This is a genomic window from Actinocorallia populi (assembly GCF_002995495.1).
Classification (GTDB): domain Bacteria; phylum Actinomycetota; class Actinomycetes; order Streptosporangiales; family Streptosporangiaceae; genus Actinocorallia; species Actinocorallia populi.
Genome location: NZ_PVZV01000005.1, coordinates 356,669 through 379,334, shown reverse-complemented (window position 1 = coordinate 379,334; position 22,666 = coordinate 356,669). Strand labels below are relative to the sequence as shown.

At 71.2% G+C, this 22,666-nt stretch carries 23 protein-coding genes; 4 read left to right on the top strand and 19 right to left on the bottom strand.

Annotation, left to right across the window (positions count from 1 at the left end):
- Positions 1–105 precede the first annotated feature (105 nt).
- The 13 genes from C2865_RS21865 to C2865_RS21805 are packed head-to-tail and all read right to left on the bottom strand — an operon-like array spanning position 106 to position 10,787.
- Entirely contained in the window at positions 106–618 is a 513-nt protein-coding gene (locus C2865_RS21865) for a hypothetical protein (RefSeq protein ID WP_106400400.1), read from the bottom strand.
- Positions 615–1,127, bottom strand: coding sequence for a hypothetical protein (locus tag C2865_RS21860; protein ID WP_106400399.1), 513 nt, complete (start codon positions 1,125–1,127; stop codon positions 615–617). The genes C2865_RS21865 and C2865_RS21860 overlap by 4 nt, the downstream gene beginning before the upstream one ends.
- A 40-nt stretch (positions 1,128–1,167) precedes the next feature.
- Positions 1,168–1,656 carry a nuclear transport factor 2 family protein gene (locus C2865_RS21855; protein ID WP_106400398.1) on the bottom strand — a complete coding sequence of 163 codons (489 nt, stop codon included), beginning with the start codon at positions 1,654–1,656 and terminating at the stop codon, positions 1,168–1,170.
- A 3-nt stretch (positions 1,657–1,659) separates the two neighbouring features.
- Positions 1,660–2,142 (bottom strand): hypothetical protein, encoded by a 483-nt coding sequence (locus tag C2865_RS21850; RefSeq protein WP_106400397.1) that lies wholly within the window; start codon positions 2,140–2,142, stop codon positions 1,660–1,662.
- Positions 2,139–3,359, bottom strand: coding sequence for an MCE family protein (locus tag C2865_RS21845; protein WP_106400396.1), 1,221 nt, complete (start codon positions 3,357–3,359; stop codon positions 2,139–2,141). Before C2865_RS21845 ends, C2865_RS21850 begins: the two co-directional genes overlap by 4 nt.
- A complete protein-coding gene (locus C2865_RS21840) occupies positions 3,356–4,381 on the bottom strand; it encodes an MCE family protein (RefSeq protein ID WP_106400395.1) in 1,026 nt (341 codons plus the stop codon). Before C2865_RS21840 ends, C2865_RS21845 begins: the two co-directional genes overlap by 4 nt.
- Positions 4,378–5,346, bottom strand: coding sequence for an MCE family protein (locus tag C2865_RS21835; RefSeq protein ID WP_106400394.1), 969 nt, complete (start codon positions 5,344–5,346; stop codon positions 4,378–4,380). Before C2865_RS21835 ends, C2865_RS21840 begins: the two co-directional genes overlap by 4 nt.
- A gap of 1 nt (position 5,347) precedes the next feature.
- Positions 5,348–6,364 carry an MCE family protein gene (locus C2865_RS21830; RefSeq protein ID WP_106400691.1) on the bottom strand — a complete coding sequence of 339 codons (1,017 nt, stop codon included), beginning with the start codon at positions 6,362–6,364 and terminating at the stop codon, positions 5,348–5,350.
- On the bottom strand, positions 6,361–7,401 hold the full coding sequence (locus C2865_RS21825) for an MCE family protein (RefSeq protein ID WP_106400393.1): 1,041 nt from the start codon (positions 7,399–7,401) through the stop codon (positions 6,361–6,363). Before C2865_RS21825 ends, C2865_RS21830 begins: the two co-directional genes overlap by 4 nt.
- Positions 7,398–8,603 (bottom strand): MCE family protein, encoded by a 1,206-nt coding sequence (locus tag C2865_RS21820; protein WP_106400392.1) that lies wholly within the window; start codon positions 8,601–8,603, stop codon positions 7,398–7,400. The genes C2865_RS21825 and C2865_RS21820 overlap by 4 nt, the downstream gene beginning before the upstream one ends.
- A complete protein-coding gene (locus C2865_RS21815; protein WP_106400391.1) occupies positions 8,600–9,436 on the bottom strand; it encodes an MlaE family ABC transporter permease in 837 nt (278 codons plus the stop codon). The genes C2865_RS21820 and C2865_RS21815 overlap by 4 nt, the downstream gene beginning before the upstream one ends.
- 4 nt (positions 9,437–9,440) lie before the next feature.
- On the bottom strand, positions 9,441–10,226 hold the full coding sequence (locus C2865_RS21810) for an MlaE family ABC transporter permease (protein ID WP_198653493.1): 786 nt from the start codon (positions 10,224–10,226) through the stop codon (positions 9,441–9,443).
- 3 nt (positions 10,227–10,229) lie between these two features.
- Positions 10,230–10,787, bottom strand: a complete 558-nt coding sequence (locus C2865_RS21805) for a hypothetical protein (protein ID WP_106400389.1) — start codon at positions 10,785–10,787, stop codon at positions 10,230–10,232.
- A 246-nt stretch (positions 10,788–11,033) separates the two neighbouring features.
- Between C2865_RS21805 and C2865_RS21800 the strand changes: the two genes are divergently transcribed.
- Positions 11,034–12,272, top strand: a complete 1,239-nt coding sequence (locus C2865_RS21800; protein WP_198653492.1) for a lipase family protein — start codon at positions 11,034–11,036, stop codon at positions 12,270–12,272.
- Positions 12,273–12,327: 55 nt separating this feature from the next.
- On the opposite strand, the gene C2865_RS21795 is transcribed toward C2865_RS21800, so the two are convergent.
- From C2865_RS21795 to C2865_RS40125, 3 genes are all read right to left on the bottom strand, one after another.
- Complete coding sequence (locus C2865_RS21795; protein ID WP_106400388.1) at positions 12,328–13,407, bottom strand: DUF6801 domain-containing protein; 1,080 nt, start codon at positions 13,405–13,407, stop codon at positions 12,328–12,330.
- 19 nt (positions 13,408–13,426) lie between these two features.
- Positions 13,427–14,644 (bottom strand): DUF6801 domain-containing protein, encoded by a 1,218-nt coding sequence (locus tag C2865_RS21790; RefSeq protein WP_106400387.1) that lies wholly within the window; start codon positions 14,642–14,644, stop codon positions 13,427–13,429.
- 63 nt (positions 14,645–14,707) lie between these two features.
- Complete coding sequence (locus tag C2865_RS40125) at positions 14,708–16,024, bottom strand: DUF6801 domain-containing protein (RefSeq protein ID WP_198653491.1); 1,317 nt, start codon at positions 16,022–16,024, stop codon at positions 14,708–14,710.
- A 513-nt stretch (positions 16,025–16,537) separates the two neighbouring features.
- Here C2865_RS40125 and C2865_RS39530 point away from each other — a divergent pair.
- Genes C2865_RS39530 through C2865_RS21760 form a run of 3 tightly spaced genes read left to right on the top strand, consistent with a single transcriptional unit; the run spans position 16,538 to position 20,108 of the window.
- On the top strand, positions 16,538–17,848 hold the full coding sequence (locus C2865_RS39530; protein ID WP_157963858.1) for a DUF6801 domain-containing protein: 1,311 nt from the start codon (positions 16,538–16,540) through the stop codon (positions 17,846–17,848).
- Between the two features lie 27 nt (positions 17,849–17,875).
- Positions 17,876–18,889 (top strand): cupin-like domain-containing protein, encoded by a 1,014-nt coding sequence (locus tag C2865_RS21765; RefSeq protein ID WP_106400383.1) that lies wholly within the window; start codon positions 17,876–17,878, stop codon positions 18,887–18,889.
- Between the two features lie 13 nt (positions 18,890–18,902).
- Complete coding sequence (locus C2865_RS21760; protein WP_106400382.1) at positions 18,903–20,108, top strand: Ig-like domain-containing protein; 1,206 nt, start codon at positions 18,903–18,905, stop codon at positions 20,106–20,108.
- Here the strand turns inward: C2865_RS21760 and C2865_RS21755 are convergent.
- The 3 genes from C2865_RS21755 to C2865_RS21745 all read right to left on the bottom strand — a co-directional run bounded on the left by C2865_RS21755 (position 20,044) and on the right by C2865_RS21745 (position 22,596).
- The gene (locus C2865_RS21755; RefSeq protein WP_106400381.1) at positions 20,044–21,648 is read right to left on the bottom strand and encodes a dolichyl-phosphate-mannose--protein mannosyltransferase; all 1,605 of its coding nucleotides are present in this window, start codon (positions 21,646–21,648) and stop codon (positions 20,044–20,046) included. The genes C2865_RS21760 and C2865_RS21755 overlap by 65 nt on opposite strands.
- Positions 21,649–21,766: 118 nt before the next feature.
- A complete protein-coding gene (locus tag C2865_RS21750) occupies positions 21,767–22,300 on the bottom strand; it encodes a hypothetical protein (RefSeq protein WP_106400380.1) in 534 nt (177 codons plus the stop codon).
- 86 nt (positions 22,301–22,386) lie between these two features.
- Entirely contained in the window at positions 22,387–22,596 is a 210-nt protein-coding gene (locus C2865_RS21745; protein WP_232835749.1) for an EF-hand domain-containing protein, read from the bottom strand.
- Positions 22,597–22,666 lie beyond the last annotated feature (70 nt).

Genomic DNA, 22,666 nt, shown 5'->3' with positions numbered 1-22,666 from the left:
GGTGGAGCGGTTCCTTCACGTCGTGCTCATGGTTCAACAGATGAGGCGCCCTTATCCAGCCTGAAAGGGTGAAGCGTTTCTCGAGCGACTTATGTCACGCTTATCTCAGTCATCGAGCCTGTCGATTTCGGACAGGATCCAGCGCCCGTCGCGGCGCACCGCGTCGACCGCCAGCATCGCCGCCGCGCCAGTGCTCCGCCCGGCGGCGCCCGCCGTGGTGCCGAGCTGCTCGGCGAACACCAGGAGATGGGCGCGGTCCCCGGACAGCGAGCGCACCGCGGCATGGCTGACCTTGGTGGTCAGGACGAACCCCCGCTTCGGAGCGGCGTCCCGGAGCGGTCCGAAGAGCTGCTCGTGCTGCGCGACCGCGGCGCCCGTCAGCAGCTCCCCCGCCGCCTTCCGGGTCGCCTCGGGATCGAGTCGGTCATAGGAGAAGAGGCGCTCCACCGCTCCGGTCACCTGGCCGAGGACCTCCGCGGTGTGGCCGTTATCGGTCAGCGCCGCATTACGGACGCCGGGGGCGTTCCTTTCTGCGCGGGTCTGGTGCGCGCCCCAGCCGGTGAACGCGCCCAGGGCGAGCATCAGCGCGCTCAGGACGAGCGGAAGGCGGCGGTTCACGCGGCGCTCCCCGGAGCCTGGGACAGGGCGTCCGCCTTCCAGCCGCCGGAGGTGCGGGTCAGGTCGGCGATCAGCCTCATGCGCTTGTCGACGGGTTCGGCCCCCGGTGGCGCCAGGGTCATCCGGACCGCGAACAGCAGTCGGGCGCGGCCCGCGCGTTCGTCGAGCTCGGCCACCGCGCCGTCGAGGACCCGAGCCCGGGTCACCGTCCCGGCCTTCGTCACCTGCCGCGCGAAGTCGGCCCTGCCGGCGGTGATCTGCCGGTGCAGCTCGCCGGTCGTGGCGGCCTCCCACCGGTCCAGGCCCCGCTCCAGGTCGCGGTAGTCGAGGGTGTTGAGGTCCTGGACGGCCTGCGTGCCCTCCCGCAGCACGTGTTCCCGCAGCCGGGAGAACGCCGCCTCGCCGTCGTGCGCGGCCGCGTACCAGGACCAGCCGGACCAGACCGCGCACAGGGCGGTGACCAGCGTGAGCGCGAGAAGGACGCGCCTCGTCCGTACCCCGCCTTCCATCTCGGTCCTCCTTCAGTGATCTCAGGCTGTTTCAGTGGTCTCAGGTCGCTTTCAGTTCGGTGATGCGCCAGCGGCCGTCCTCGTACCGGGCGGTGACGGTCAGCTGCGCGGCGGCCGGGCGGCTCTCGCGCCCGCCCTCCCTGACGCTGGTCTGGTCGAGGAAGACCAGCACGACGGCGTGGTCGCCGGTGAGCTCCACCGCTCCCGCCCTGACCACCCGGGTGCGCATGGACGTCCCTTGGGCGGGAGCCTCCTCGCGTACCCGCGCGAACAGCGTCCGGTACTGCTCGGCGGCCCTGCCCCGGAGGACGTCCCGCGCGGCGTCCTCGGTGAGATCGAGCCCGTCCGGGGAGTAGGACAGGACGCGGGTCAGCCCGTCGCCGACCTCATCGAGCACCTGCCCGGTCGCGGCGGCGTCCAGGAGCGCGCGGTCGCGGGGCTCCTCCGCCCGGCCGAGGTACAGCAGCGCCGCGCCGGCGGCGGTCAGCAGGAGCGCGGCGAGCGGCTGGAGGGACCTGGAGGTCTGCACGGGTCATCCGTCCTGGGCGGGGAGCGCGATGAGGGAGGACAACGACCAGCCTCCGGAGGTGCGGGTCAGGCCCGCGGAGAACCGTTTGCGCTGGACGCTCGGCTCCCCCTCGGCCGGGGTGATCTGGATGTTCACGGACGCGATGAGCTCGGCCGAGCCCGCCCGGCCGTCGAACGAGGTGAGCGCGGCGGCCAGCACCGTGCCGACGGCCGAGGTACGCGAGCTCACGAGCCGGCCGGCGGAGGACTCGCGTTCGAGCCGGACGCGCAGGTCCCCCGTGGAGGCCTCCAGCCAGGCCCGCCGCCCCTCCTCGGCCCTGGTGTGGTCGAGGGTGTTGAGGACGGCGACGCGCTCCCGCCCGTCGGCCAGGGCGCGGTCCCGTTCGGCGGCCCGGTCGGGTTCACGGCCCTGGTACGTCCAGGCCGACCAGGCGAAGAACCCCGCCGCCGTGACGACCGCCCACCGGCCGGGCCGCAGGCGCCTCACCGTCCACCGATCCCGAGCAGGGCGGGCAGGTCGGACGGCCGGTCGCCGAGCGGCGGCAGCGACAGCGCGCCCGGAGGCCGGGCGCCCGCCGCGGAGGCGGGAGGCACCCTGCCGCCCTTCGGCGCCTGCGCCGAGCCCCGGACGTTGACTCCGCCGGATACCGGCAGCGTGCAGCGGGCCGCGGCGTTCAGCTCGATGTCGGTGAAGTCCAATCCGTTGCGGTAGACGGTCCCGCCGTATCCGCGGGTGCAGGGAAGCGGATCGAAGAACGTGGTGACCATGCCGAGGTTCAGCCTTCCGTCCTGGACGACCGAGGAGCCCACCGCGATGGCGGCGGGGGCTCGTACGAACAGCTCGCGCAGTGCCGCCTGCCGCGTGTACAGCACGTCGGAGGTGTTCAGCAGGTGGGAGAGCAGCAGTCCCAGCTCGGGGTCGAGGTCGCGCAGGAGGCCGCCCGCCTCTGCCGCCGCCCCCGGCGCGGTCGCGATGAGCCTGCGCAGGTCGGGATCGGACTTCTTCAGCTGCTCGGCCAGCAGCTTCGCCCCTGACGCGAAGTCCTTCAGCGAGGCGGCCTCCTGGTTCTGGGTGCGCAGCATGTTCTCGCCGTTCTCGATCAGGCTCGTCGTCTGGGCGCTGTGCTCGTTCGCGGCGGCGACGAAGTCGTCCCCGTGGTCCAGCAGGGCCTGCAGGTCGGGCCCCTGACCGGTGAAGGCGAGTCCGAGCTCCTCCACGACGGTGCGCAGGGCGTCCAGCGGCACGGAGGAGGCGAAGTCGTCCAGGCCCGCGAGCAGGTCGGTGACGGGGGCGGGCAGCACGGTGGCGGTGCGCGGGATGACCGAGCCAGCCTCCAGGTACGGGCCCGCACCGGTGGTCGGGCGCAGGTCGATGTACTGCTCGCCGACGGCCGAGCGGCCGGCCACGACGGCCTGGACGGACGCCGGGATCCGCGGCGCGGTGTTCTCCAGCCGCAGGTCCGCCCGAACGCCGTCGTCCGTCAGGTGCAGCGGCCCCACCCTGCCGACCGAGACGCCCCGGTAGGTGACGTCGGCGTTGGTGAGCAGCCCGGCCGCCTGCGCCAGCTCGACGTGGACGGTGTAGGTGCCGCTCAGGCCGGCGTACCTGCCCAGGTCCGCGTAGTGCACGGCGATGTAGGACAACGAGAGCAGCCCGATGACCAGGAAGGCGAGGTTCTTCAGCCGCGTGCCGAGGGTGATCATGGCTGTGCCTCCGGTTCCGTCGGCGCGGGCTCGGCGGGCGCGCTGATCGGCGGGATGAGCTCGGTGCCCTCCACCGCGGCGACCGTCAGGTAGGAGTTGAGGTAGTCGCCCTTGACGGCGGGCAGGACGGCGTCGGTGAAGGGGTAGGTGAAGAGCACCTCCAGCGCCTGGGGCAGATCCCGTCCGGAGTCTGCGAGGCGTTTCAGCGTCGGCTCGAGCGCCTTGAGGTCCGCGATCAGGTCCTTCTTGCTCCGCTCGATCGTGCGCGTCGCGATCCCCGAGAGGTCCTCCAGCGCCGTGAGCATGCCGACGAGCGCGGTCCGCTGGTCGGCCAGCACGTCAAGGCCGGGGCCGAGGTGGTCCAGGACCTCGCCCGTCTCGTCCTTGTGCCGGGCGAGGGTGAGCGACAGCCGGTTCACCCCGTCGATCGCATCGGTGATCGCCTTCTTGTTGCCGTCCAGTTGCCCGGCGAGTTCGGAGACCTGGCCGAGCAGGCTCCTGATCGCCGGTTCGTTGCCGTCCATCGCCTTGTTCAGCTCGGTGGTGATGGTCCGCAGTTGGGTGATGCCGCCGCCGTTGAGCAGCAGGGACAGCGCACCGAAGACCTCCTCCACCTCGGTGTTCCGGTTGGTGCGCTCGACGGGGATGACCGCCCCGTCGGCGAGTGTCCCGGCTCCGGCGGGCGGGGCGGAAAGCCTGATGAACTTCTCCCCCAGCAGGCTCGACTGGCTCACCTGGGCCTGCGCGTCGGCGGGAAGCCTCACCCCGCCGTTGACGAGCATGCTCACCCTGGCCGTCCAGCCGTCGGCGGCGAGGTCGACGCCGGTGACCCTGCCGACGGGCACGTCGTTGACCTTCACCGCGGACTGCGGCACGAGGTTCAGCACGTCGGCGAACTCCGCGTGCACGGTGTATGGACGGTCACCGAGGTCCGCGCCGCCCGGCAGGGTCATGTCCTGCAGACCGGGCAGCCCGCATCCTGCGGTGCCGAGGAGCAGCAGGCCCGCCGCCAGCCTCTTCATCGGACCTCCCCGAGCGGCATGAGTTCCAGGATGTTGCCCCGGCCGCGCAGGGAGCGGGTGGCCGGGTCGTAGGCGTTGAGGACGTTCTGGACGGTCAGCGGGAGGGTGTCCAGCGCCTCGGCCAGGGCGGCGCGCTGCCGTACGAGCACCTTGGCGACCTTCTCCAGGCGTTCCACGTCCTGCCGGACGAGCGCGCGGTTGTCCTTGATGAAGGACTTCACCTTGAGCATGGCCTTCGTGAGGTGGGTGAGCGCGGCGGCCAACTCGTCGCGGTCGTCGGCGAGGAAGCCGGAGACCGCCGCGAGTTGCCGTTCGGCCTTGCGGACCTGGCCGTCGTTCGCCGCCAGCATGGAAACGAACGTGTTGAGGTCGCCGATGGCGCCGAACAGGTCGTCCTTGGAGGTGGAGAGCGTCTTGGACGCCTGCGCGAAGTCGTCGATCATCCGCCGGACGTTCGCGCCGTTGCCTTCGAGGTTCTCGGCGCCCGTCTCCAGGGCCCGGCTGACCGCGCCGTCCTGGTTGGCTCCCTCCGGACCGAGCGCCTTGGCGAGGCGTTTCATGCTGTCGTAGAGCTGGTCGAGCTCGACGGGGGCGGCGGTGCGCTCCTGCGGGACGACCGCCCCGGACCGCATGGCGGGTCCTCCGGTGTAGGCGGGGGCGAGCTGGATGTAGCGGTCGGAGACGAGACTGGGGGCGACGACGACGGCGCGGGCGTCAGCGGGGATCCGCACGCCGCCGTCGACGGTCAGCACCACCTTGACGCGGGTGCCTTCAGGGTGCACCGAGTCGATCGTCCCGGTCTTCACGCCCAGCACCCTGACCTCCGAACCGGCGTAGACGCCGATCGCCAGCGGAAAGTAGGCGGTGATGCGGGTGCCGGCCGGGCCGCGCAGGACGGGTACGAGCGCCACCGCCACCGCCACGACCGCCGCGAAGGTGAGGAGTGGCAGGAGTTTCCGGAGCATCTCACTGCCCTTCCTGCTTGGGCGGGAGGCAGCCCGCCGCCGGGGGGTCGGCCTGGTAGGCGTTGGGCACGAGACCGCAGAGGTAGCCGTCCATCCAGCGCCCGTTGCCCAGGGCATTGCCCAGCAGGCGGGTGTAGGGGGCGGTCAGTTTCAGCGCCCGGTCGAGGTTGTCCTGGTTGCGCTGGAGCACGTCGGCGACCTCGCCCAGCGCTTGCAGGGTGGGTTTGAGCTTCTTCTGGTTGTCGTCGACGAAGCCTGAGAGCTGCTCGGACATGGTGCGGGTGCCCACAAGGAGGCCGTGGATGGCCTGGCGGCGGCGTTTGAGCTCGCCGAGCAGGAGATTGCCGTCGCGGAGCAGCGCTTCGAAGTCAGACGTGCGGTCGGCGAGTTGCCCGCTGACCTTCTTGGTGTTCTGGAACAGGGTCGCCAGTGCGTCGTCCCGTGTGGCGATGGTCTTCGACAGGGCCGACATGCCCGACAGGGTCTTGCGGACGCCGGGAGCGGTGCCGGAGAACGTCTCAGCCAGGGTGTCGAGGCTCTGTGCCAGTTTCTCGGTGTCGATCTGGTCGATCGTCCCTGAAAGGTCCTGGAAGGCGGTCACCACGTCGTAAGGAGAGGTCGTCCGGCTCGCCGGGATGCGTTCCTCGGGCTTCTGGGCGCCGGTCCCCAGGGGGTCGACCGCCAGGTACTTGTCGCCCAGGACGGTCTTGATGGCGATGGCGACGGTGCTGGCATCACCGATCCACACGTCCTCGACGCGGAAGTCGACGCGCACCTTGGCCCCGTCCAGCGCCACCCGCGTGACCTTGCCGACCTTCATGCCGGCGATCCGCACCTCACCGCCGGAGCGGAGCCCGGCTGCCTCGGTGAAGTCCGCGCTGTAGGTGGTGCCGCCTCCGACGACCGGGAGGTCCTCCGCGGAGTAGGCCAGGCCGCCGACAAGGCTCATCAGCAGCAGGCCGACGATGGCGACGGCGATCGGATCGCGGTCGGCGACGCGCTTGCGGCGGCGGATCATGAGCCGCACCTCGCCGCGTCCCCGGCCACCGGAGTGAGCGGGGGCGGAGTCTCCCCCGGGTACTGCTTGTAGGACACGCCGGTCACGGTGGCCTCGCAGACGTAGAAGTTCAGCCAGGAGCCGTAGGAGCCGAGCCGCGCGATCGTCTCGAGCTTGGTCGGCAGCCGCTTCAGGAACCGCTCGACGGTCGGCGCGTCCTGTTGGAGGTTCTTCGACAGCCGTCCCAGCTCGGCTATGTCGGCGCGTAGGGGCTCCCGTCCGTCCTCCAGCAGGGACGTGGTGGTCTCGGTGAGGTCGCCGAGCGCCGTGACCGCCTCACCGATGGGCTCGCGGTCCGCGGCCAGCCCCGACACCAGCGCGCGCAACGTCGAGATGAGGCCGCCGAACCGGTCGCCCCGGGAGTTGACGGTCTCCAGCACGGTGTTCAGGTTGGTGATGACCTGGCCGATCACCTGGTCTTTGGCGGCGATCGTGGTGGTCAGTGAGCCGACCGTGGTCAGCAGCGTCTCCAGCGTCCCGCCCTGGCCCTGGAGCACCTGGATGAGGGAGTCGGCGAGCTTGTTGACGTCTTGCGGGGACAGGGCCTGGAACAGCGGCTGGAAACCGTTGAACAGCTCGGTCAGGTCCACGGCGGGGAGCGTGCGGTCCGGCGGGATGAGCCCGCCGGGTGGCAGCACTCCCCCGAGCCCGGTGCCCTGGCCGAGTTCCAGGTAGCGCTGGCCGACGAGGTTCAGCCACTTCACCCCGGCGGTGGCGGTGGCCGGCAGCGCGCGGCCCTTCTCGACGGTGAAGACGGCCTCGGCGAGCCTGCGGTCGACGATCCGCAACCGCTCGATCCGGCCGACCTGCACACCGGCGATCCGGACGCTGTCCCCCGCCCGCAGGCCGGAGGCGTCGGTGAACCTGGCCCGGTAGGAGACGGCGTCACCGCCGCCGCTCTGCGCGATCGTCACCCCCAGCAGAGCGGTGGCCAGCACCGTCGTCACGATGAACAGCACCGACTTGACCAGCGGCGCGGCCAGTCCCTTGCGTCTCATCCGACCGTCACCTCCGCTCCCCGGTAGAGCGGGCCGATCAGGACGCTGCTCCAGTCGGGCAGGACCTGGGCGGGCTCGCCGAGCTCGGGGGCGATCAGCTCGTTCAGCAGGGAGTTCTCCTGGGGGGAGTTGGCCGGGCCGAGACCGCCGCGCGCCACCTTCGCGGTGGTGTAGGGGACGGGGTAGCAGGCCGGGCCGCTCTTGGCGGTGTAGGCGGGCTTGTCCTTGCCGGGCTGGTAGGCGCCGGGGTCGGGGACGGTGCGGACCCTGACGCGGACTCCCGGACGTCCGGTGTCCTTGCCGAGCACCTCGTTCATCTTCGGGATGAACTCGGTGAGCGTCCGCAGCGTGCAGGGGAACTCCGGCGAGTACTTCGCGAACAGCCTCAGGGTGGGTTTGCTGCGCGCCGACAGTCGGATGAACGTCTCGGAGTTGTCCTTCAGGAAGTCCGTGAAGTCCTGCGAGGCCGATGTGACGGTGTCGTACAGCAACGCGAGGTTCGCCTTCTGGGCGGCGAGGGTCCGGCTGGTGACGGTCAGGTCGGACAGAGCGGTGATCAGGTCGGGGACGGCCTCGCCGTAGTGGCCGGTGAGCTCGACCAGTTCGCGGATGCCCCGGTTGAGGGCGGGCAGGGAGGGGTTGAGCTTCTTGAGGTAGGCGTCCAGCTCGACCAGCGTCCTGCCGAGCCGCTGCCCGCGGCCGTCCAGCGCCTGGGCGATCGCGGTGAGGGTGGCCGAGAGCTTCGCGGGCTGGACGGCCTGCAACAGAGGCAGCAGGTTGTCGAGCACCTGCTGAAGCTCCACAGCATTCTGCGAACGGTCCTGGCCGATCGTCCCGCCCGGCCTCAACCGCTCCGCGCTGGGCTGCTCCGGCGGGATCAGCGCCACGTAACGGGTGCCGAAAAGCGTCGTCGGCAACAACTGCGCCAGCACGTTCGCGGGCAGCAGCCGGAGCTTGTCCGGCTCCAAGGCCAGCGCGAGCCGCGCCCCCGAGCCATCCGCGTCGATCTCACGGACCTCCCCGACGCGGACACCGCGCAGCTTCACATCCGCGTACGGATGCATCTCGCTGCCCGCCGTCCCCGTCTCCAGCGTCACCATGCTGACGCGGGTGAACCGCTTGTCGTACACCGCGATCGACAGCCACACCAGCAGGGCCGGGATCAGCAGAAACACCACTCCCGCCCATCTCTGCTTGTTCATCCCGCAACCTTCACGGTGGTCGTGGTGCCCCACAGGGCGAGGCTGAGGAAGAAGTCGGTGATGCTGATGAGCACGATCGACGTTCTGACCGCGCGTCCGACGGCGGCGCCCACCCCGGCCGGGCCGCCGGACGCGCGGAATCCGTGGTAGCAGTGCGAGAGGATCACCAGCACGCTGAAGACCAAGGCCTTGAGGAACGACAGCAGCACGTCCACGGGGGCCAGGAACAGCGTGAAGTAGTGGTCGTAGGTTCCGGCCGACTGGCCGTTGAACCAGACCGTGACCTGTCTCGACGCCAGATACGAGCTGAGCAGGCCGATGCCGTACAGCGGGATGATCGCGACCGCGCCCGCGACGATCCGGGTGGTGACGAGGTAGGGCATGCCGGGGATGCCCATGACCTCCAGCGCGTCCACCTCCTCGTTGATGCGCATCGCGCCGAGCTGGGCGGTGAACCCCGCGCCGACCGTCGCGCTGAGCGCCAGGCCCGCGACGAGCGGGGCGATCTCGCGGGTGTTGAAGTAGGCGGAGGTGAAGCCGGTGAACGCCGCGGTGCCGATCTGCTGGAGCGCGGCGTAGCCCTGCAGGCCGACCACGATCCCGGTGAACAGGGTGATCGAGATCATGATGCCGACGGTGCCGCCGACCACGCCCAGGCCGCCGCTGCCGAAGGCGACCTCGGCCAGCAGCCGCTGGATCTCCTTGAGGTAGCGGCGCACGGCCCTGGGCGTCCACAGCAGCGCGCGGGCGTAGAAGAGCAGCTGGTCCCCTGGCGCGTCCAGGTAGGACAGGGGGTTGCGGACGCGCCTGGCGAGCCCGGCGAACACGGACATCGGCTCAGCCTCCCTTCGGGGGGACGATCTGCAGGTGGATCGCGGTGATCACGGCGTTGACGAAGAAGAGCAGCAGGAAGGTGATGACGACCGCCTGGTTGACCGCGTCGCCCACGCCCTTGGGGCCGCTGGCGGGGTTCAGCCCCCGGTAGGCGGCGACGACGCCGGCGATGAAGCCGAACAGCAGCGCCTTGAACTCGCTGACGTACAGGTCGGCCGGCTGCGCCAGGGCCGAGAAGCTCGACAGGTACGCGCCGGGTGTGCCGTTCTGCATCAGGACGTTGAAGACATAGCCGCCCGCGACGCCGACGACGGACACCAGGCCGTTGAGCAGCACGGCGACCAGGACGCACGCCCACACGCGCGGCACCACCAGGCGGTGCACCGGGGAGACCCCGAGCACCTCCATCGCGTCGATCTCCTCCCGGATCTTGCGGGAGCCGAGGTCGGCGCAGATGGCCGAGCCGGCCACCCCCGAGATCAGCAGCGCCACGATCAGCGGGCTCGCCTGCTGGATGATCGCCAGCACGCTGGCGCCGCCGGTGAAGGACTGTGCGCCGAGCTGCTGGGTGAGCGAGCCGACCTGGAGCGAGATGATCGCGCCGAACGGGACGGTGACCAGCGCGGTCGGCACGATCGTCACCCCGGCGATGAACCAGAACTGCTCCACCAGCTCGCGGAGCTGGAACGGCCGTCTGAACGTCAGCGCGAGCACCGTCGCACCGAGCGCGAACAGCCGTCCCGTCTGGCGCAGCGCGGCCGCCGGGACACCGGTCAAGGGGGTGGCCACGGGTCAGCCCAGGCCCCGGCAGGAGGGCGCGGCCAGGAAGGCGATGTTCAGCTTGGGATCGGCGGCCTTGAGGTCCTGCAGCGGGCCCTGGTACTCGCCGTACTTGACCATCACCCTGGCGACCGAGCCGAGCGCGGTCTGCAGCGACTTCTCGTCGGTGACCTTCGCCCTGCGCAGGGTGGTGGCGGCCTTGTCGACGGCCTTGCGGGCGCCGTCCAGCCGGGTGAGCGCCTTGTCGGTCTTCTCCCGGCCGCCGTCGACCGGGGGCGGCCCGGCGGCGCGCAGTCCCTCGTCCATCTTCTGCATCTGGCCGGACACCTGGGTGAGGAAGTCGACGATGCCCTGCTTGGCCTGGGCGCCCTGGCTGGTGTCCAGGGCGGGCATCTTCAGCTGGAGGCCCTGCCCGGCCACCGTCGTGCAGACCTTGGTCGCCCATGCGGCCTCGGGGCCGAGCAGCGGGGTCTCGTCCGCGGCCGCCTTCTCCTCGCCGGACGAGCAACCGGCCGCCGCTCCGCCGGCCGCGACGGCCAGCAGGGCGGCGAGAATCCATCGCCTTGCCATGGTGGTACTCCTTATTTCGGGTGGGTGAAGCGATCCTAGGAATGCCCGGCGGGCTTGCATTGTCAGCGGACGCACATTTAAAAGACACTTGTTCGCCCTTGAATCCATCGCTTCCGGAGAACGTGCGGAAAATGAGCGCGGGGGGCGGGGAATTCATCAGGTTCCGCACAGGCTCCGCAACGGCGGGCTCGGATAGCCTGACGCCCTTGATTGCCGGGACCAGCCAGCTGCGGAAGAGGTCGACAATTGAATGACGGGAAGGGGCCGCGCGGCGGCCGCAGCGTTCTCGTATTGACCGTGGCCGCGCTCACCGGGGCCGTGTGCGGGCTCGCCGGGGCGGCCGTGCAGGCCTCGGCGGCGCCTCCGCCCTCCCGGACCGCGGCCGATGCGGCGGACGACGCGTTCTTCACCCCGCCGAACCCGCTGCCCCCGGGCGCGCCCGGCGACGTCATCCGCGCGCGTCCCGCCAAGGCGGGCCCGCCCGGAGCCCGCGCCCTGGCCGACGCCTGGGAGGTGATGTACCTGTCCACGGACGCGCACGGGAAGCCCAACGCGGTGACGGGGATGGTGCTCGTGCCCAGGAAGGGCGACCGGGCGGCGGCGCCGATCGTCGGGTTCGGTCCTGGCACGCACGGGCCCGCCTACCGGTGCGCCCCCTCCCGGATGATCGACGACGGCGCCTTCTACGAGCAGCCGGCGGTGAACGACATGCTGGCCAGGGGATGGGCGGTGGCGGTGACCGACTACGAGGGCTACCACCCGGACCCCGAGACCACCTACGTGGTGGGGCGCTCCACCGGGCCCGCGCTCATCGACGCCGTCCGCGCCGCCCAGCGGCTGCCCGAGGCCGGCCTGTCGGCGGACGCGAAGGTCGCCTTCCGCGGCTACTCCCAGGGCGGGGGCGCCGCGATGTGGGCGGGCGAGCTCCAGCCGTCCTACGCGCCCGGTCTGAACCTGGTCGGCGTGGTCGGCGGCGGCGTCCCCGCCGACCTGGCCCTCGTCTCCCTCGCCCTCAACGGCGGTGTCGGCTTCGGCTTCCTCATGAACGCCCTCATCGGCCTGGACAACGCCTACGGCCTCGGCCTGGACGGCGTGCTCAACGAGAACGGGCGCGCCGTCTTCGGCGCCATGCGCAAGAACGACTGCGCGATCGAGCTGTTCGCCGACTACCAGGGCCGCAGCGTCGCCGACTACTTCACCCGCAGTCCCCTGGCCGACGCCGCGTGGCAGCGCGCCTACGGCGTCAACAAGCTGGGAGGCTCGACCATCACCGTCCCGGTGTTCCAGTACCACGTCACGCGCGACGAACTCGTCGACCATCAGCAAGCCGCCACCCTGCGGAGCACCTACTGCAGCAAGGGTGTGAAGCTGACCTGGAAGACCTTCGACGCCGGCCACCTGACCGGCGTCCACCTCGGCAACGCCGACGCCCTGGCATTCCTCACCGACCGCGTCGCCGGGAAGGACGCGGCCACGAACTGCTGACCCGCACACGGAAGGAGGGGACGCCGCCACGGCGTCCCCTCCTTCTTTCGTCCGGTCAGGCGGGCTTCAGGGTGAGGGTCATGGTGTTGCCCGGACCTGCGGTGAAACCGTTGATCAGCGGGGTGAAGAGGCCGCAGCCGGCGAGGGCGGGAAGGGTGTAGGCGGCGGTGAGGGTGCCTCCTGACGCGGCGGTGAACGCGGAGGACCTCAGGTCCAGGCGGGCGGGTGCGGACGTCCGGCAGTCGCCGGTGGCGATCGGCAGGCCGAACAGGCGGGCCGAGGGCAGGGACAGATGCGTCTCCACGGAGGCGGTGAGGGTCTCGCCCGCGGCGGTGCCGGTCAGGGGGCCCGCGGGGGTGAAGAGGGCGTCCGCGGTGACGGGGAGGAAGCCCAGCGCCTTGAACGTGCCGGTCGTCCTGTCCAGGGTCAGGGCGCCTTCGAAGGAGCCGCCGGTGAGGCCGCCGTCGAGGGCGCCGGTCAGGGGCAGGGTGGCGGAGCCGGCCTTGATGCGGGCGGAGCCTTTGGCGGTGTAGCCGCCGGGGCCTGGCTCGTCGCCGACCTGGATGACGGCCAGGACGTCGTTCTGGCCGGGGACCTGGACGCACTCGGACTCGAACGTGCCCAGGCCGGTGAGCTCGCCGGAGGCGTCGCGGGGCGTCAGCCTCAGCAGCAGGTCGCCCACGGTGATCCGGGCCTCGCCCGGGGTGTCGAAGACCAGGCCGGGGGTCGAGCCGCGGCTCTGCACCGTGAACTCCCCCGTCTTCGGGATCTCGGCCTTCTCCAGGACGTTGGGGACGGTGAGGGGCAGCCGCAGGCCGTCGGGGGTGGTCAGGACGGCCGAGGCGTCCGCGGTGCCCTCCAGCGTGGCGGCGTACATGGTGGTCAGGCCCTTGGCCGCGTAGGCGCTGACGGTGTCCGCGGTCTCCAGCGTGATGGGGGGCATGCGCTCGCCGACGGCGAGGCGCCGGGGCAGGTCGGTGGTGACGCGCACCACGACCGGTTCGCCCGCCATCAGCGGGAAGTTGCACCTGTAGTCCAGTTCCAGGGCCACCGGTTCGGCCGCGGCGGGGCCCGTCACGCAGACGGCCCCCGTCGCGGCCAGCGCCAGGCCCGCCGCTCTCATCCTGATCCGCACGGGTCGCCTTTCTTCCGGGTCATCGTCGGAGCTCGGGGACCTTGGGCGGGCACTCGCCGGGGTCGGGGGGCGCGCACACGGGTCCCTGCACGAGCTTGAGCAGGTTTCCGGGGCCGGAGACGGCACCGGAGAAAATGCGGCTGAGGTCTTCTCCGACACCGCAACCGATGAATTCAGGAATGGCGAACGATCCATTCAGGGAACCGCCGACGAGAGGGTTCCCGTAATCCTCTCCGCCGACCGCCTCGATTTTCGCCGGAGTTCTTCCGCGGCAGCGGGGACCGATGTCCAAAGGGGTGCCGTTGATGGAGGCTTCGGTGATCCGGATTTCCATCTCCCCGGTCACCGTGAGTTTCCCGGTGGCGATGGACAGGTCGACCAGGCCCTTCTCCGGCTGGCTCATCTCGATCACGGCGGTGGTGGGCATGAAGCCGAACACCAGGAACGTCGAGCGGGCGCGCAGCGGGGAGGCGAACTGGAAGTCCACCAGGAGGTGGCCGGCCTTCGGCGGGTGGACGATGACGTTGGTGAGCGCGGGGCCGGCGGACGCGGGGTCGTTCAGCAGGGTGGCCGCGCCGAGCTTGGCGACGTTCGCGAAGCCCGTCATGTAGGCGCAGCCGGTGTTGCCGGGGTCGGCGGGATCAATGGCGATCTTCCCGCATTCGGGGGGTGTGCCGGGGGCGGCTCCGGACGCCACCGGGATGGTCGCCACGGCCGTGGCGGTGCCAGGCTCCGGGGCGCAGGAGACCTCGACGGCCTCGCCGACTGCCAGTTTCAGCGCGCCCGCGGTGAAGACGGCGCTCCCCTCGGCCGGAGGTGTCACCGGTGGGACCGCCGCCGAGCCGGTCAGCGTCACGTCGCCGGATTCCGGTACGGGCGCGGCGGGGAGCGTGAAGACCGGCCAGTCCACGGGGGTGGCGGCCGTTCCCTGGACGAGGGACATCGCCAGGTCGGCCGTCACCGCCGGGACCGCGTCGGGCAGGGCGGCGCGGGGGACGGTGAGCGTCAGGGTGATGCGGCCGGGGGCGAGCGGCTGCCCCGCCGTGCCGGTGTCGGGAAAAGTGCCGGAGACCGTCACGCCGGTCTTCGCCCGTCCGGAGGAGAAGGCGCAGGCGTAGGACAGGTCGGCCTCGGCCGCCTGGGCGCGGGCGGGCCGCCGGGCGAGAGGCTCGGCCGCGACCGCCGTCAGCGCGAGCAGCAGGACCAGGACGAGCGCGCCCTGCCGGTTTCGCGTCATCGGGTGCCTCCTCCTGGCGGGCCCCCGCCGCGGCGCGGCGGGGGCCCTGGGGTGCGGACGGGGTCAGCCCTGGGCCTTGGGCGTGAGCACGAGGTCGATCGTGTTGCCGGACCCGGCGGTGAAGAGGCTGAGGACGCCGTTCAGGGCACCGCAGTCCTGCAGCTTGGCGATCTTGTAGTCGGCGGCCTTCAGCGGCCCTCCCTTGGAGGGGTTGAAGAAGGGCTCGGTCGACTTCAGCCTGATCTCGGAGGGCGCGGAGGTCCGGCACTTCTCGCCGCCGCCGAGCGGGATGCCGAACGCCTTGAGCGACGGCAGCCGCACGGTCATCTTCGAGGTGGTCGTCAGCACCCCCTCCTTGTAGGTGCCGGTGGTCCCGCCGACCGGGTCGAAGGCGACGTCGGCGTTGACCGGCAGGAAGCCGAGGATCTGGAAGGTGCCCTTGGTCGGGTTCAGCGTCAGGTCCGCGGTGACCTCACCGGTCTCCATGACCAGGTCGGAGCTGACCGAGCCGGTCAGCGGCACCGTCCCGTTGGCGGCCTTGATGTTCGAGGAGCCCTTCAGGTCGAAGTCGAAGTGCATGCCGCCCGGCGGGGTCGGGGTCGGGGTCGGGGTCGGCGTGGGGGTGGGGGTCGGAGTCGGGGTGGGAGTCGGCGTGGGGGTCGGGGTCGGCGTGGGGGTGGGGGTCGGAGTCGGGGTCGGCGTGGGGGTGGGGGTGGGGGTCGGAGTCGGGGTCGGGGTCGGGGTGGGGGTCGGGGTGTCGATCACGTCGAAGGTGGCCAGGACGGTGTTCTGCCCGGCGGGGATGGTGCAGGGCGCGTTGAAGGTGTCCGAGCCGACCTCGAGCTGGATCGGGGCGCCGGCGGCGTCACGGACGATCATCGGCCCGAGCTCCAGGCCGGTGACGGTGATCGTGCCGGGGCCGGCCTCCTGGAAGGTCAGCGACGGCGAACTGCCGGTCGCCTTGATCTGCATCTCCCCGCTGGCCGGGACGTTCGACTTCTCCAGCTCGACCGGGATCTGCGGGTTGAGGTTGGTGCGCGGGGCGGTGATGTTCGCCTTCGACAGGCCGGAGCCCTCGATCGTCTTGCCGCCCACGAGGATCATGCCGCGGACGGTGTTGGCGTTGATCGTGGAGATCGCCTCGATGGGGAGCTCGCCGGTCGGCTCGCCGATCCCGATCGTCTCGGGGGTCGGGATGCTCATCGCGACCTTGACGTCCTGCACGCCCACGATGGGGAACGTGCAGCTGAAGGTGAGGTCCAGCGTCGCCGCGGACGCGGGGGCGGACCCGAGCACGCCGACCGTGCCGAGCGCGAGGCAGCCGACGGCCGCCGCGGCCAGCCCGGTGCCGGCCTTCCTGGATTTCTTCCGAGTGCTCACTGAACTGCCTTCCGTTTGCGGAAATGCCCCTTGGCGGGCGTCTGGAAAACGCCGCTCGACAGCGCCTTGCTTTTGCGCCGGACAGGGCACGCGTCGCAGAATCACGACGTTTCAGTGGCGTAAACTACTCACCGGTTCATGTCGCGTCCCCAGAGACGGATGACAAGTTTTCCCGGATCTTGGCTCACATCACGCAAAGGCCACCGGAAAAGATCTTCCGGCCCCCGCGGCCCTCTACCCGCAGGAAGAACTCCCCATAAGACCAGTTCAGCGCCATGATCAATCATCCTTTTCCATGCCGAACCCGCCCCGCATTGTCAGCCGGGCAAGAATCCCCTACCGAAATCCTGCGTTTCCTGAGTTCCCGATCATGCCGTCGCCATGCCATAAGACCGGCGGCCGGTGAGCATCGGAACGAAAAACTTGTCAGCCGAGCCCAATACCGCCCGAGCGCACTCCGGATAGTTTTACCCCTCCGCTCACGTCAATTCTTTCAGACGTATGGAGGGCAGTTTGCGCACCAGGAACCAAAGACGCGGCGCCGTGACCGGGCTCGCCGCGGCGGCCGTCGGCTGCCTCGCGCTCGGCACGGTCGGGGCGCTCGGCTCCGCCCCGGCCTCGGCTGCGACGCTGGACCTCACCTTCAGCTGCACGTTCCCCATCGTGGGCGTGCAGGACGTCAGGGTCGCGATGAGCATCCCGATCCCGGAGATCGTGGAGATCGGCCAGGCCACCGGCGAGCTTCCCATCGAGGCGATCTCCACGATCAACGCCAGCACCGTCCGCGGCATGAATCTCGTCGGCGGCAAGACGATCGAGGGTTCGGGCACCTCCACCGCGAACATCACGGCGCCGCGGACCGACCTCGACCCGCGGATCCCGGTCGAGCTGGAGAAGTCGAACGTTCCGGCCAGTGGGGAGATGCAGATCAAGGCGACCGGCAGCTCGCCGTCGCTGACCTTCCAGGAGGAGGGCGACATCGTCGTCACGGTCACCGGGCTGTCGCTCGGCCCGATGACGCTGAAGGACGCGGCCGGCGTCCCGATCCAGCTGGAGACCGGCTCGGACGCCTTCAGCGCGCCCTGCACCATCCCCGCCGGGCAGGAGACCGTGCTGGCACGGGGCAAGGTCGTCCCCAAGGGCAGCGGCCCCACGCCGACGCCCACACCGCCCACCCCGACGCCGCCCACACCGACACCGACCACTCCGACGCCGACGCCGACGCCTCCAACGCCGACACCCACGCCCACGACGCCCACGCCCACCCCCACGCCGACACCGACGACACCGCCGACCCCCACACCGACACCCACCCCCACGCCGACACCGCCCGGCGGGACGGTGCCCTACTCCGTCAAGCTGAAGGGCTCCACCTTCCTCAAGCGCGCCAACGGCTCCGTCCCGCTGGCGGGCAGGCTCCAGGCGAACGTCGACCCGAGGACGGGGCGCTACGCCGGCCGCCTGTCGCTGGACTCCGCGACCGGGCGGTTCAAGGTGCTGCGCGTCCTGCCGGTGCGGGCCAGGGTGGTCTTCGAGCCGAAGGGGGACACCACCGGCAGGTTCAAGCGGGGCGTGCTCACCTCCCGTTCGAGGCTGCACGTGAAGGTCACCGCGATCAAGCTGTACGGCATCCCGTTCGGGGGCGGCGCGCACTGCCGCACGTACTCGCCCGCCGAGATCAACCTCAGGTCCAAGAAGCGGGGCTCCACGCTCACCGGCCGGTACCACCTGCCCGCGCTGCACGAATGCGGCCCGCTCACCCCCCTGGTCAACGCGATGACCGCGGGCTCAGGGAACACCGTCGAGCTGCGTCCGAGGTTCTGAGCCCGGCGCCCGAAGAAAGGTACTCCCATGTCCTCACCGGCACCCTCGCTGGACGACTGGCGGCGCTGGATCGCCGAGAACCTGCTGCTGGAGACGTCGCCGAACGCGTTGTGCGCCAAGCTCGTCGAAGAGGGCTTCTCCGCCGAGGAGGCGGTGCGCGAGCTCGAGACGGCGCTGACCCACCCCTACCTGGTGGGGGCGGCCCGGATGCGCAACCGGCTGGCCAAGCGGGAGTGGACGTTGTCGGTCCTCTCGCGGCTCGGGCGGATGCGATCGGGAAGCGCGGACGTGCCGCGGAAGGAGCTGCTCTCCCGGGAGGAGTTCTTCGAGGAGCACTACTTCCAGAACCGGCCCGTCGTCATCACCGGCCGGCTCTCGTCCTGGCCAGCGATGGAGAAGTGGGACCTCGCCCATTTCCGCGACGGGTACGGCGACCGCAAGGTCGAGGTGCAGTTCGGCCGCGACTCTGATCCGGAGTTCGAGATCAACCGGGAGAAGCACGTCCGCACCATGCTCTTCGGCGAGTACGTCCACCTGGTGGAGCGGGCGGGCGCGACCAACGACTTCTACATGACGGCCAACAACACCGGCGTGAACCGGGAGGCGCTGGCGGGCCTGTGGGACGACGTCGAGACCGTCACCGAGTACCTCGACCCGGACTCGCCCGACACCGGGTTCTTCTGGCTCGGCCCGGCCGGCACGAAGACCCCGTTCCACCACGACCTGACCAACAACTTCATGGCCCAGGTCATCGGCCGCAAGAAGGTCAAGCTCATCCCGATGACCGACACCGCCCATGTCTACAACCACTTCCACTGCTACTCACAGGTCGACGGGAGCGGCGTCGACTACGAACGGCATCCGGCGATGCGGGAGGCCTCCGTCATCGAATGCGTCATCGGCCCCGGGGACCTGCTGTTCATCCCCATCGGCTGGTGGCACTACGTCGAGGGTCTCGACGTCTCGGTGACCATGAGCTTCATCAACTTCCGCGAGCGCAACGACTTCTCCCGCAGTTACCGCACCTACCACGACCTGTAGAAGGGGACCGTTCATGCCGAAGCGCGGTGTCCCTCCGCTCTTCCTGCTCGTCCTGGCCGCCGTCCCGGTGTTCCCGGCCGCCTCCGCGCGGGCGGCCGGACCCGCCATCTCCCCGGCGGACGGCTCGACCGTCACCGCCCGCACCGTCACCGTCCGGGTGCAGGCCCCCGCGGGCGGCGGGCGGCTGCTGGTTGACGGGGTCGTACGCGACGCAGGAAGCGACCGGGAGTTGACCTACACCCTGGACGGGCTGACCGTGCCGAACGGCACGCACCGGGTCCGGTTCGACCCGGTCCTCGGCGGAGACGGCAGCGAGAGCACGTTCCGGATGGCCACGAGGCCCGCCGCCCCCACCGGGGTGCGGGCCTCGCTGGCGGGCAGGACCGTCACGGTCACGTGGAACGCCAACGCCGAACCCGGAATCACCGGCTACGAGGTGCGGAGCGAGCAGGGCGGGTCCTCCGCCGGGCCCTGCTCGGGGACCTGCCGGACCTCCTTCGACGTTCCCGCCTCGGCGTCCGGGGCGCTGGCCGTCGGGGTGGAGGCCGAACGGGCGGGCGCGACCCTGTCCTCCCCCACGTCCTACAACTTCGTGGATCTGGACGTTCCCGAACCCCCTCCCCAGGAGCCGGCGCCGCGCCCCGAACCCGCCCCCGAGGCTCCCTCCCCCGTTTCCGAACAGCCCTCGCCGTCCCCGAGCGGCTCCGACGAACCGAAACCGCCGGACGGTCCGAGCCCCGCCTCCGCAACCCCGGACGCGCCCGGCGGCTCGCCGAACCCCTCTCCCGACGGCGCCGTCCCGTCGAGTCCGGCTCCACCGGCGGTCCCGAACTGGCCCGGCCCCCTGCCCGAAGACCCGAGTTCCCCACCCTCCCCGGGTCCCGGCGACCTGGGACTCCTGCCGTCGCTGCCCGTGGTGGCGCCTTCGTCCCCGGCTCCGCCCGCGTTCGGCCTGGTGGCCGACCGCGACCCCCTGCTGCCCGCGTTGGACGAGCACGCCGCCCGGGGCGCCGCGATCGGCGGTGTCCTCTTCCTCTCACTGACGCATCTGGGCCTTTGGTCGCGCCGCCGGAGGCTGGCCGCGCTCGCCCCTCCCGCTCCGCCCACCGCCCACGAGCGCGTCGCCGCCGAACGCGACGCCATCGAGACCGCGGTCAGGACCAGCGAGGAAACCACATCCGCTCGGACCAGGAGGCGTAGGGGACGAGGTCGGCGGTGAGGACCGGGTAGAGGTACCAGAAGTTCCACGCGACCACCCCGAGGTAGGCGGCGCCCGCGAGGTACACCGCCATCCGGCGTCCCGTGCGGTCGCGCGCCGCCTCCAGCCCCTTGGCGAACAGCAGCACCAGCGCCAGGACGGTGAAGGGCAGCAGCGGCAGCGCGTAGGTGGAGAACATGACGCGGCCTCCGGCCGCTTCGGGCAGCCACGGAAGGACGCCCGCGAGCCATCCCCACAGGACGGTCCCGGACCGCCAGTCCCACGCGCGGATCGTCAGCACGAACAGGGCTGCCAGAGCCGGGAGCGCCGCCCACCAGATCGCCGGTGTGCCGAGGTCCGTCACCGCGGTGACGCACTGGCGCAGCGGCGTGCAGCCCTCGCGCCCGTCCTGGTGGACCTGGAAGTGCATCCCCGCGGGCCGCCCCAGATAGAGCCACTCCCACGGCCAGGACTGGGCGGGGTGGGAGCCGGTGACGCCCCGGTGGAACTCGAGGGTCTCGGCGTGCCGGTGCCACAACGAGCGCAGCGGATCGAGGAAGCCCGGCCAGAAGGAGCTGGGGTTCTCCTGGGCCCAGAGGCGTCCCGCTCCGGGGACCGTCCGGCCGAACAACCTTTCCTGCAGCCCGGTCCCGGAGACGAACCAGCCCCACCAGCCGGCCAGGTACGTCGCCGCCGCGACCGCCCACACCGTCAGGAAGGACGGCACCACGTCCAGCAGCAGGGTGCCGCTCCACGGCCGGGGCACCCCGGCCTCGGCCCGCGCGCCCCGGTCCCACAGCAGCGCCAGCAGCCAGAAGAAGACCAGCGCGTACAGGCCCGCCCACTTGGTGCAGCACGCCAGGCCGAGGCAGACGGCCGCCGCGATCCGCCACGGCCGCCACAGGAAGGGGCCGAACCCTCCCGGACGAGCGCGGTCCGCCAGCGCGGCACGGGTGAGATCACGGTCGACGACGAGGCAGCCGAAACCCGCCACGACGAAGAGCGCGAGGAAGACGTCGAGCATCGAGACGCGGGCGGCGACCAGCCAGGAACCGTCGAGCGCGACCAGCAGTCCGGCGGCGCAGCCCAGCGGGGTCGAACCGGTCATCCGCCGGGCGGTCCGGGCCGTGATGAGCACGATCAGCATCCCGGCCAGCCCCGCGGCGGCCCGCCACCCGAACGGGTCCATGCCGAAGGCGGCGATGCCCAGGGCGATCAGCCACTTGCCCGCCGGGGGGTGGACGGCGTGGCCCGCAGCGCCCGGCCGCAGGCCCGCCTCGGGGTTTCCGGCCATGACGAACCCGTTGGCGGGCTGCCCGCCCGGCTGGTCGCGCCAGGCCAGTTCGACACCGCTGTGCAGCAGCGCCCAGGCGTCCTTGGCGTAGTAGGTCTCGTCCCACATCAGCTCGTGCGGGTCGCCCAGCCGGACGAACACCACCGTGAACGCGTACGCCGCGACGATCAGCGGCCCCAGCCATCCCCAGTCGGGCGCGCAGGCCGCCAGGCGCCTCGCCCATCCGGCCCGCCGTTCTTCTCGTCCGGTCGTCGTCGCGGTCGCCACGGAACCTCGCCTTCGGGTCGATGCGCCCGAAGCGTAGGGATGTTCCGGCGGGGAGTGACCGCCTTCCGGAGCGGAGTCGGCGGAGGAAGATGTGCGGAAAATGCCTTACCGGCGCGGCCTACCGGCGGTTCGCCGCCGAGCTCAGCCCGTGCGCCGGCGGGTTCTCCCCGGCCAGGGCGTCCGCGTCGCCGGCGGGGCGGGCGAACACCTGCCGCACCGTGTGCGGCCACTGGACGAGCGGCCTTTCCGGCTCGGGCCGTTCCGCCTTCGCCTCCAGCGCCGCCGTGCGGCGGGCCCAGACGGCGAACTGGAACGGGATCGTCGTCAGGTAGGAGCAGACGAGGATCATCGGCGTGGGAGAGCCGTAGGTCCCGCCGCGGTCCCACAGCTCCTCGGCGACCACCAGCAGGTAGAGCAGCCCGAAGCACCATCCCGGCCGGCACCAGCCCCAGTCGGCCGCGCAGTGCAGCAGGACGATGGCCACCGCGATCAGGAAGCACCCCGACAGGACGAGCGTCGCCGCCCAGGCGAGGAGCCCCGCCCCCTCGGCCCGCATCACATCGCCCATCAGGCTGAGGCACAGCAGGACGTCCAGCAGCGCGGTGGCCAGCCCGGCCGCCACGATCGCCCACAGCCCGATCCGGTGCATCACTCCCCTCTCCGGGAGTGATCATGCCGCCGGTCACGCTGCGTGACCAGGCGCGACGCCGAAGGTTTGCCCGTCCTTGACGCGCCCGCTCAGCCGAGGAAGACCACGAACTCCTCCAGCGAGATCAGCCCGTCGTCGTCGGCGTCGGCCTTGGCGAAGATCAGTTCCATCTCCTCGGGCGTGATCGGCGTCCCGTTCCGCTCGTACAGCCGCGCCAGCTCCGCCGGCGAGATCAGCCCGTCCCCGTTGGCGTCCACCACGGGGAACAGCTCCCTGGCCTTCTCCTGGCTCATTCCCATTCGAGCACCCCTTCCAGCTTGCCGACCGTGGGTCCAAACCTAGCGTGCGGCGCTCCCGGCGAGGGCCTTC

Coding starts and splice junctions, on each gene's coding strand:
- C2865_RS21860 (WP_106400399.1), bottom strand. CDS start 1,127: ATGGAAGGCGGGGTACGGACGAGGCGCGTCCTTCTCGCGCTCACGCTG.
- C2865_RS21845 (WP_106400396.1), bottom strand. CDS start 3,359: ATGATCACCCTCGGCACGCGGCTGAAGAACCTCGCCTTCCTGGTCATC.
- C2865_RS21840 (WP_106400395.1), bottom strand. CDS start 4,381: ATGAAGAGGCTGGCGGCGGGCCTGCTGCTCCTCGGCACCGCAGGATGC.
- C2865_RS21835 (WP_106400394.1), bottom strand. CDS start 5,346: ATGCTCCGGAAACTCCTGCCACTCCTCACCTTCGCGGCGGTCGTGGCG.
- C2865_RS21830 (WP_106400691.1), bottom strand. CDS start 6,364: ATGATCCGCCGCCGCAAGCGCGTCGCCGACCGCGATCCGATCGCCGTC.
- C2865_RS21825 (WP_106400393.1), bottom strand. CDS start 7,401: ATGAGACGCAAGGGACTGGCCGCGCCGCTGGTCAAGTCGGTGCTGTTC.
- C2865_RS21820 (WP_106400392.1), bottom strand. CDS start 8,603: ATGAACAAGCAGAGATGGGCGGGAGTGGTGTTTCTGCTGATCCCGGCC.
- C2865_RS21815 (WP_106400391.1), bottom strand. CDS start 9,436: ATGTCCGTGTTCGCCGGGCTCGCCAGGCGCGTCCGCAACCCCCTGTCC.
- C2865_RS21805 (WP_106400389.1), bottom strand. CDS start 10,787: ATGGCAAGGCGATGGATTCTCGCCGCCCTGCTGGCCGTCGCGGCCGGC.
- C2865_RS21790 (WP_106400387.1), bottom strand. CDS start 14,644: ATGACGCGAAACCGGCAGGGCGCGCTCGTCCTGGTCCTGCTGCTCGCG.
- C2865_RS21765 (WP_106400383.1), top strand. CDS start 17,876: ATGTCCTCACCGGCACCCTCGCTGGACGACTGGCGGCGCTGGATCGCC.
- C2865_RS21760 (WP_106400382.1), top strand. CDS start 18,903: ATGCCGAAGCGCGGTGTCCCTCCGCTCTTCCTGCTCGTCCTGGCCGCC.
- C2865_RS21745 (WP_232835749.1), bottom strand. CDS start 22,596: ATGGGAATGAGCCAGGAGAAGGCCAGGGAGCTGTTCCCCGTGGTGGAC.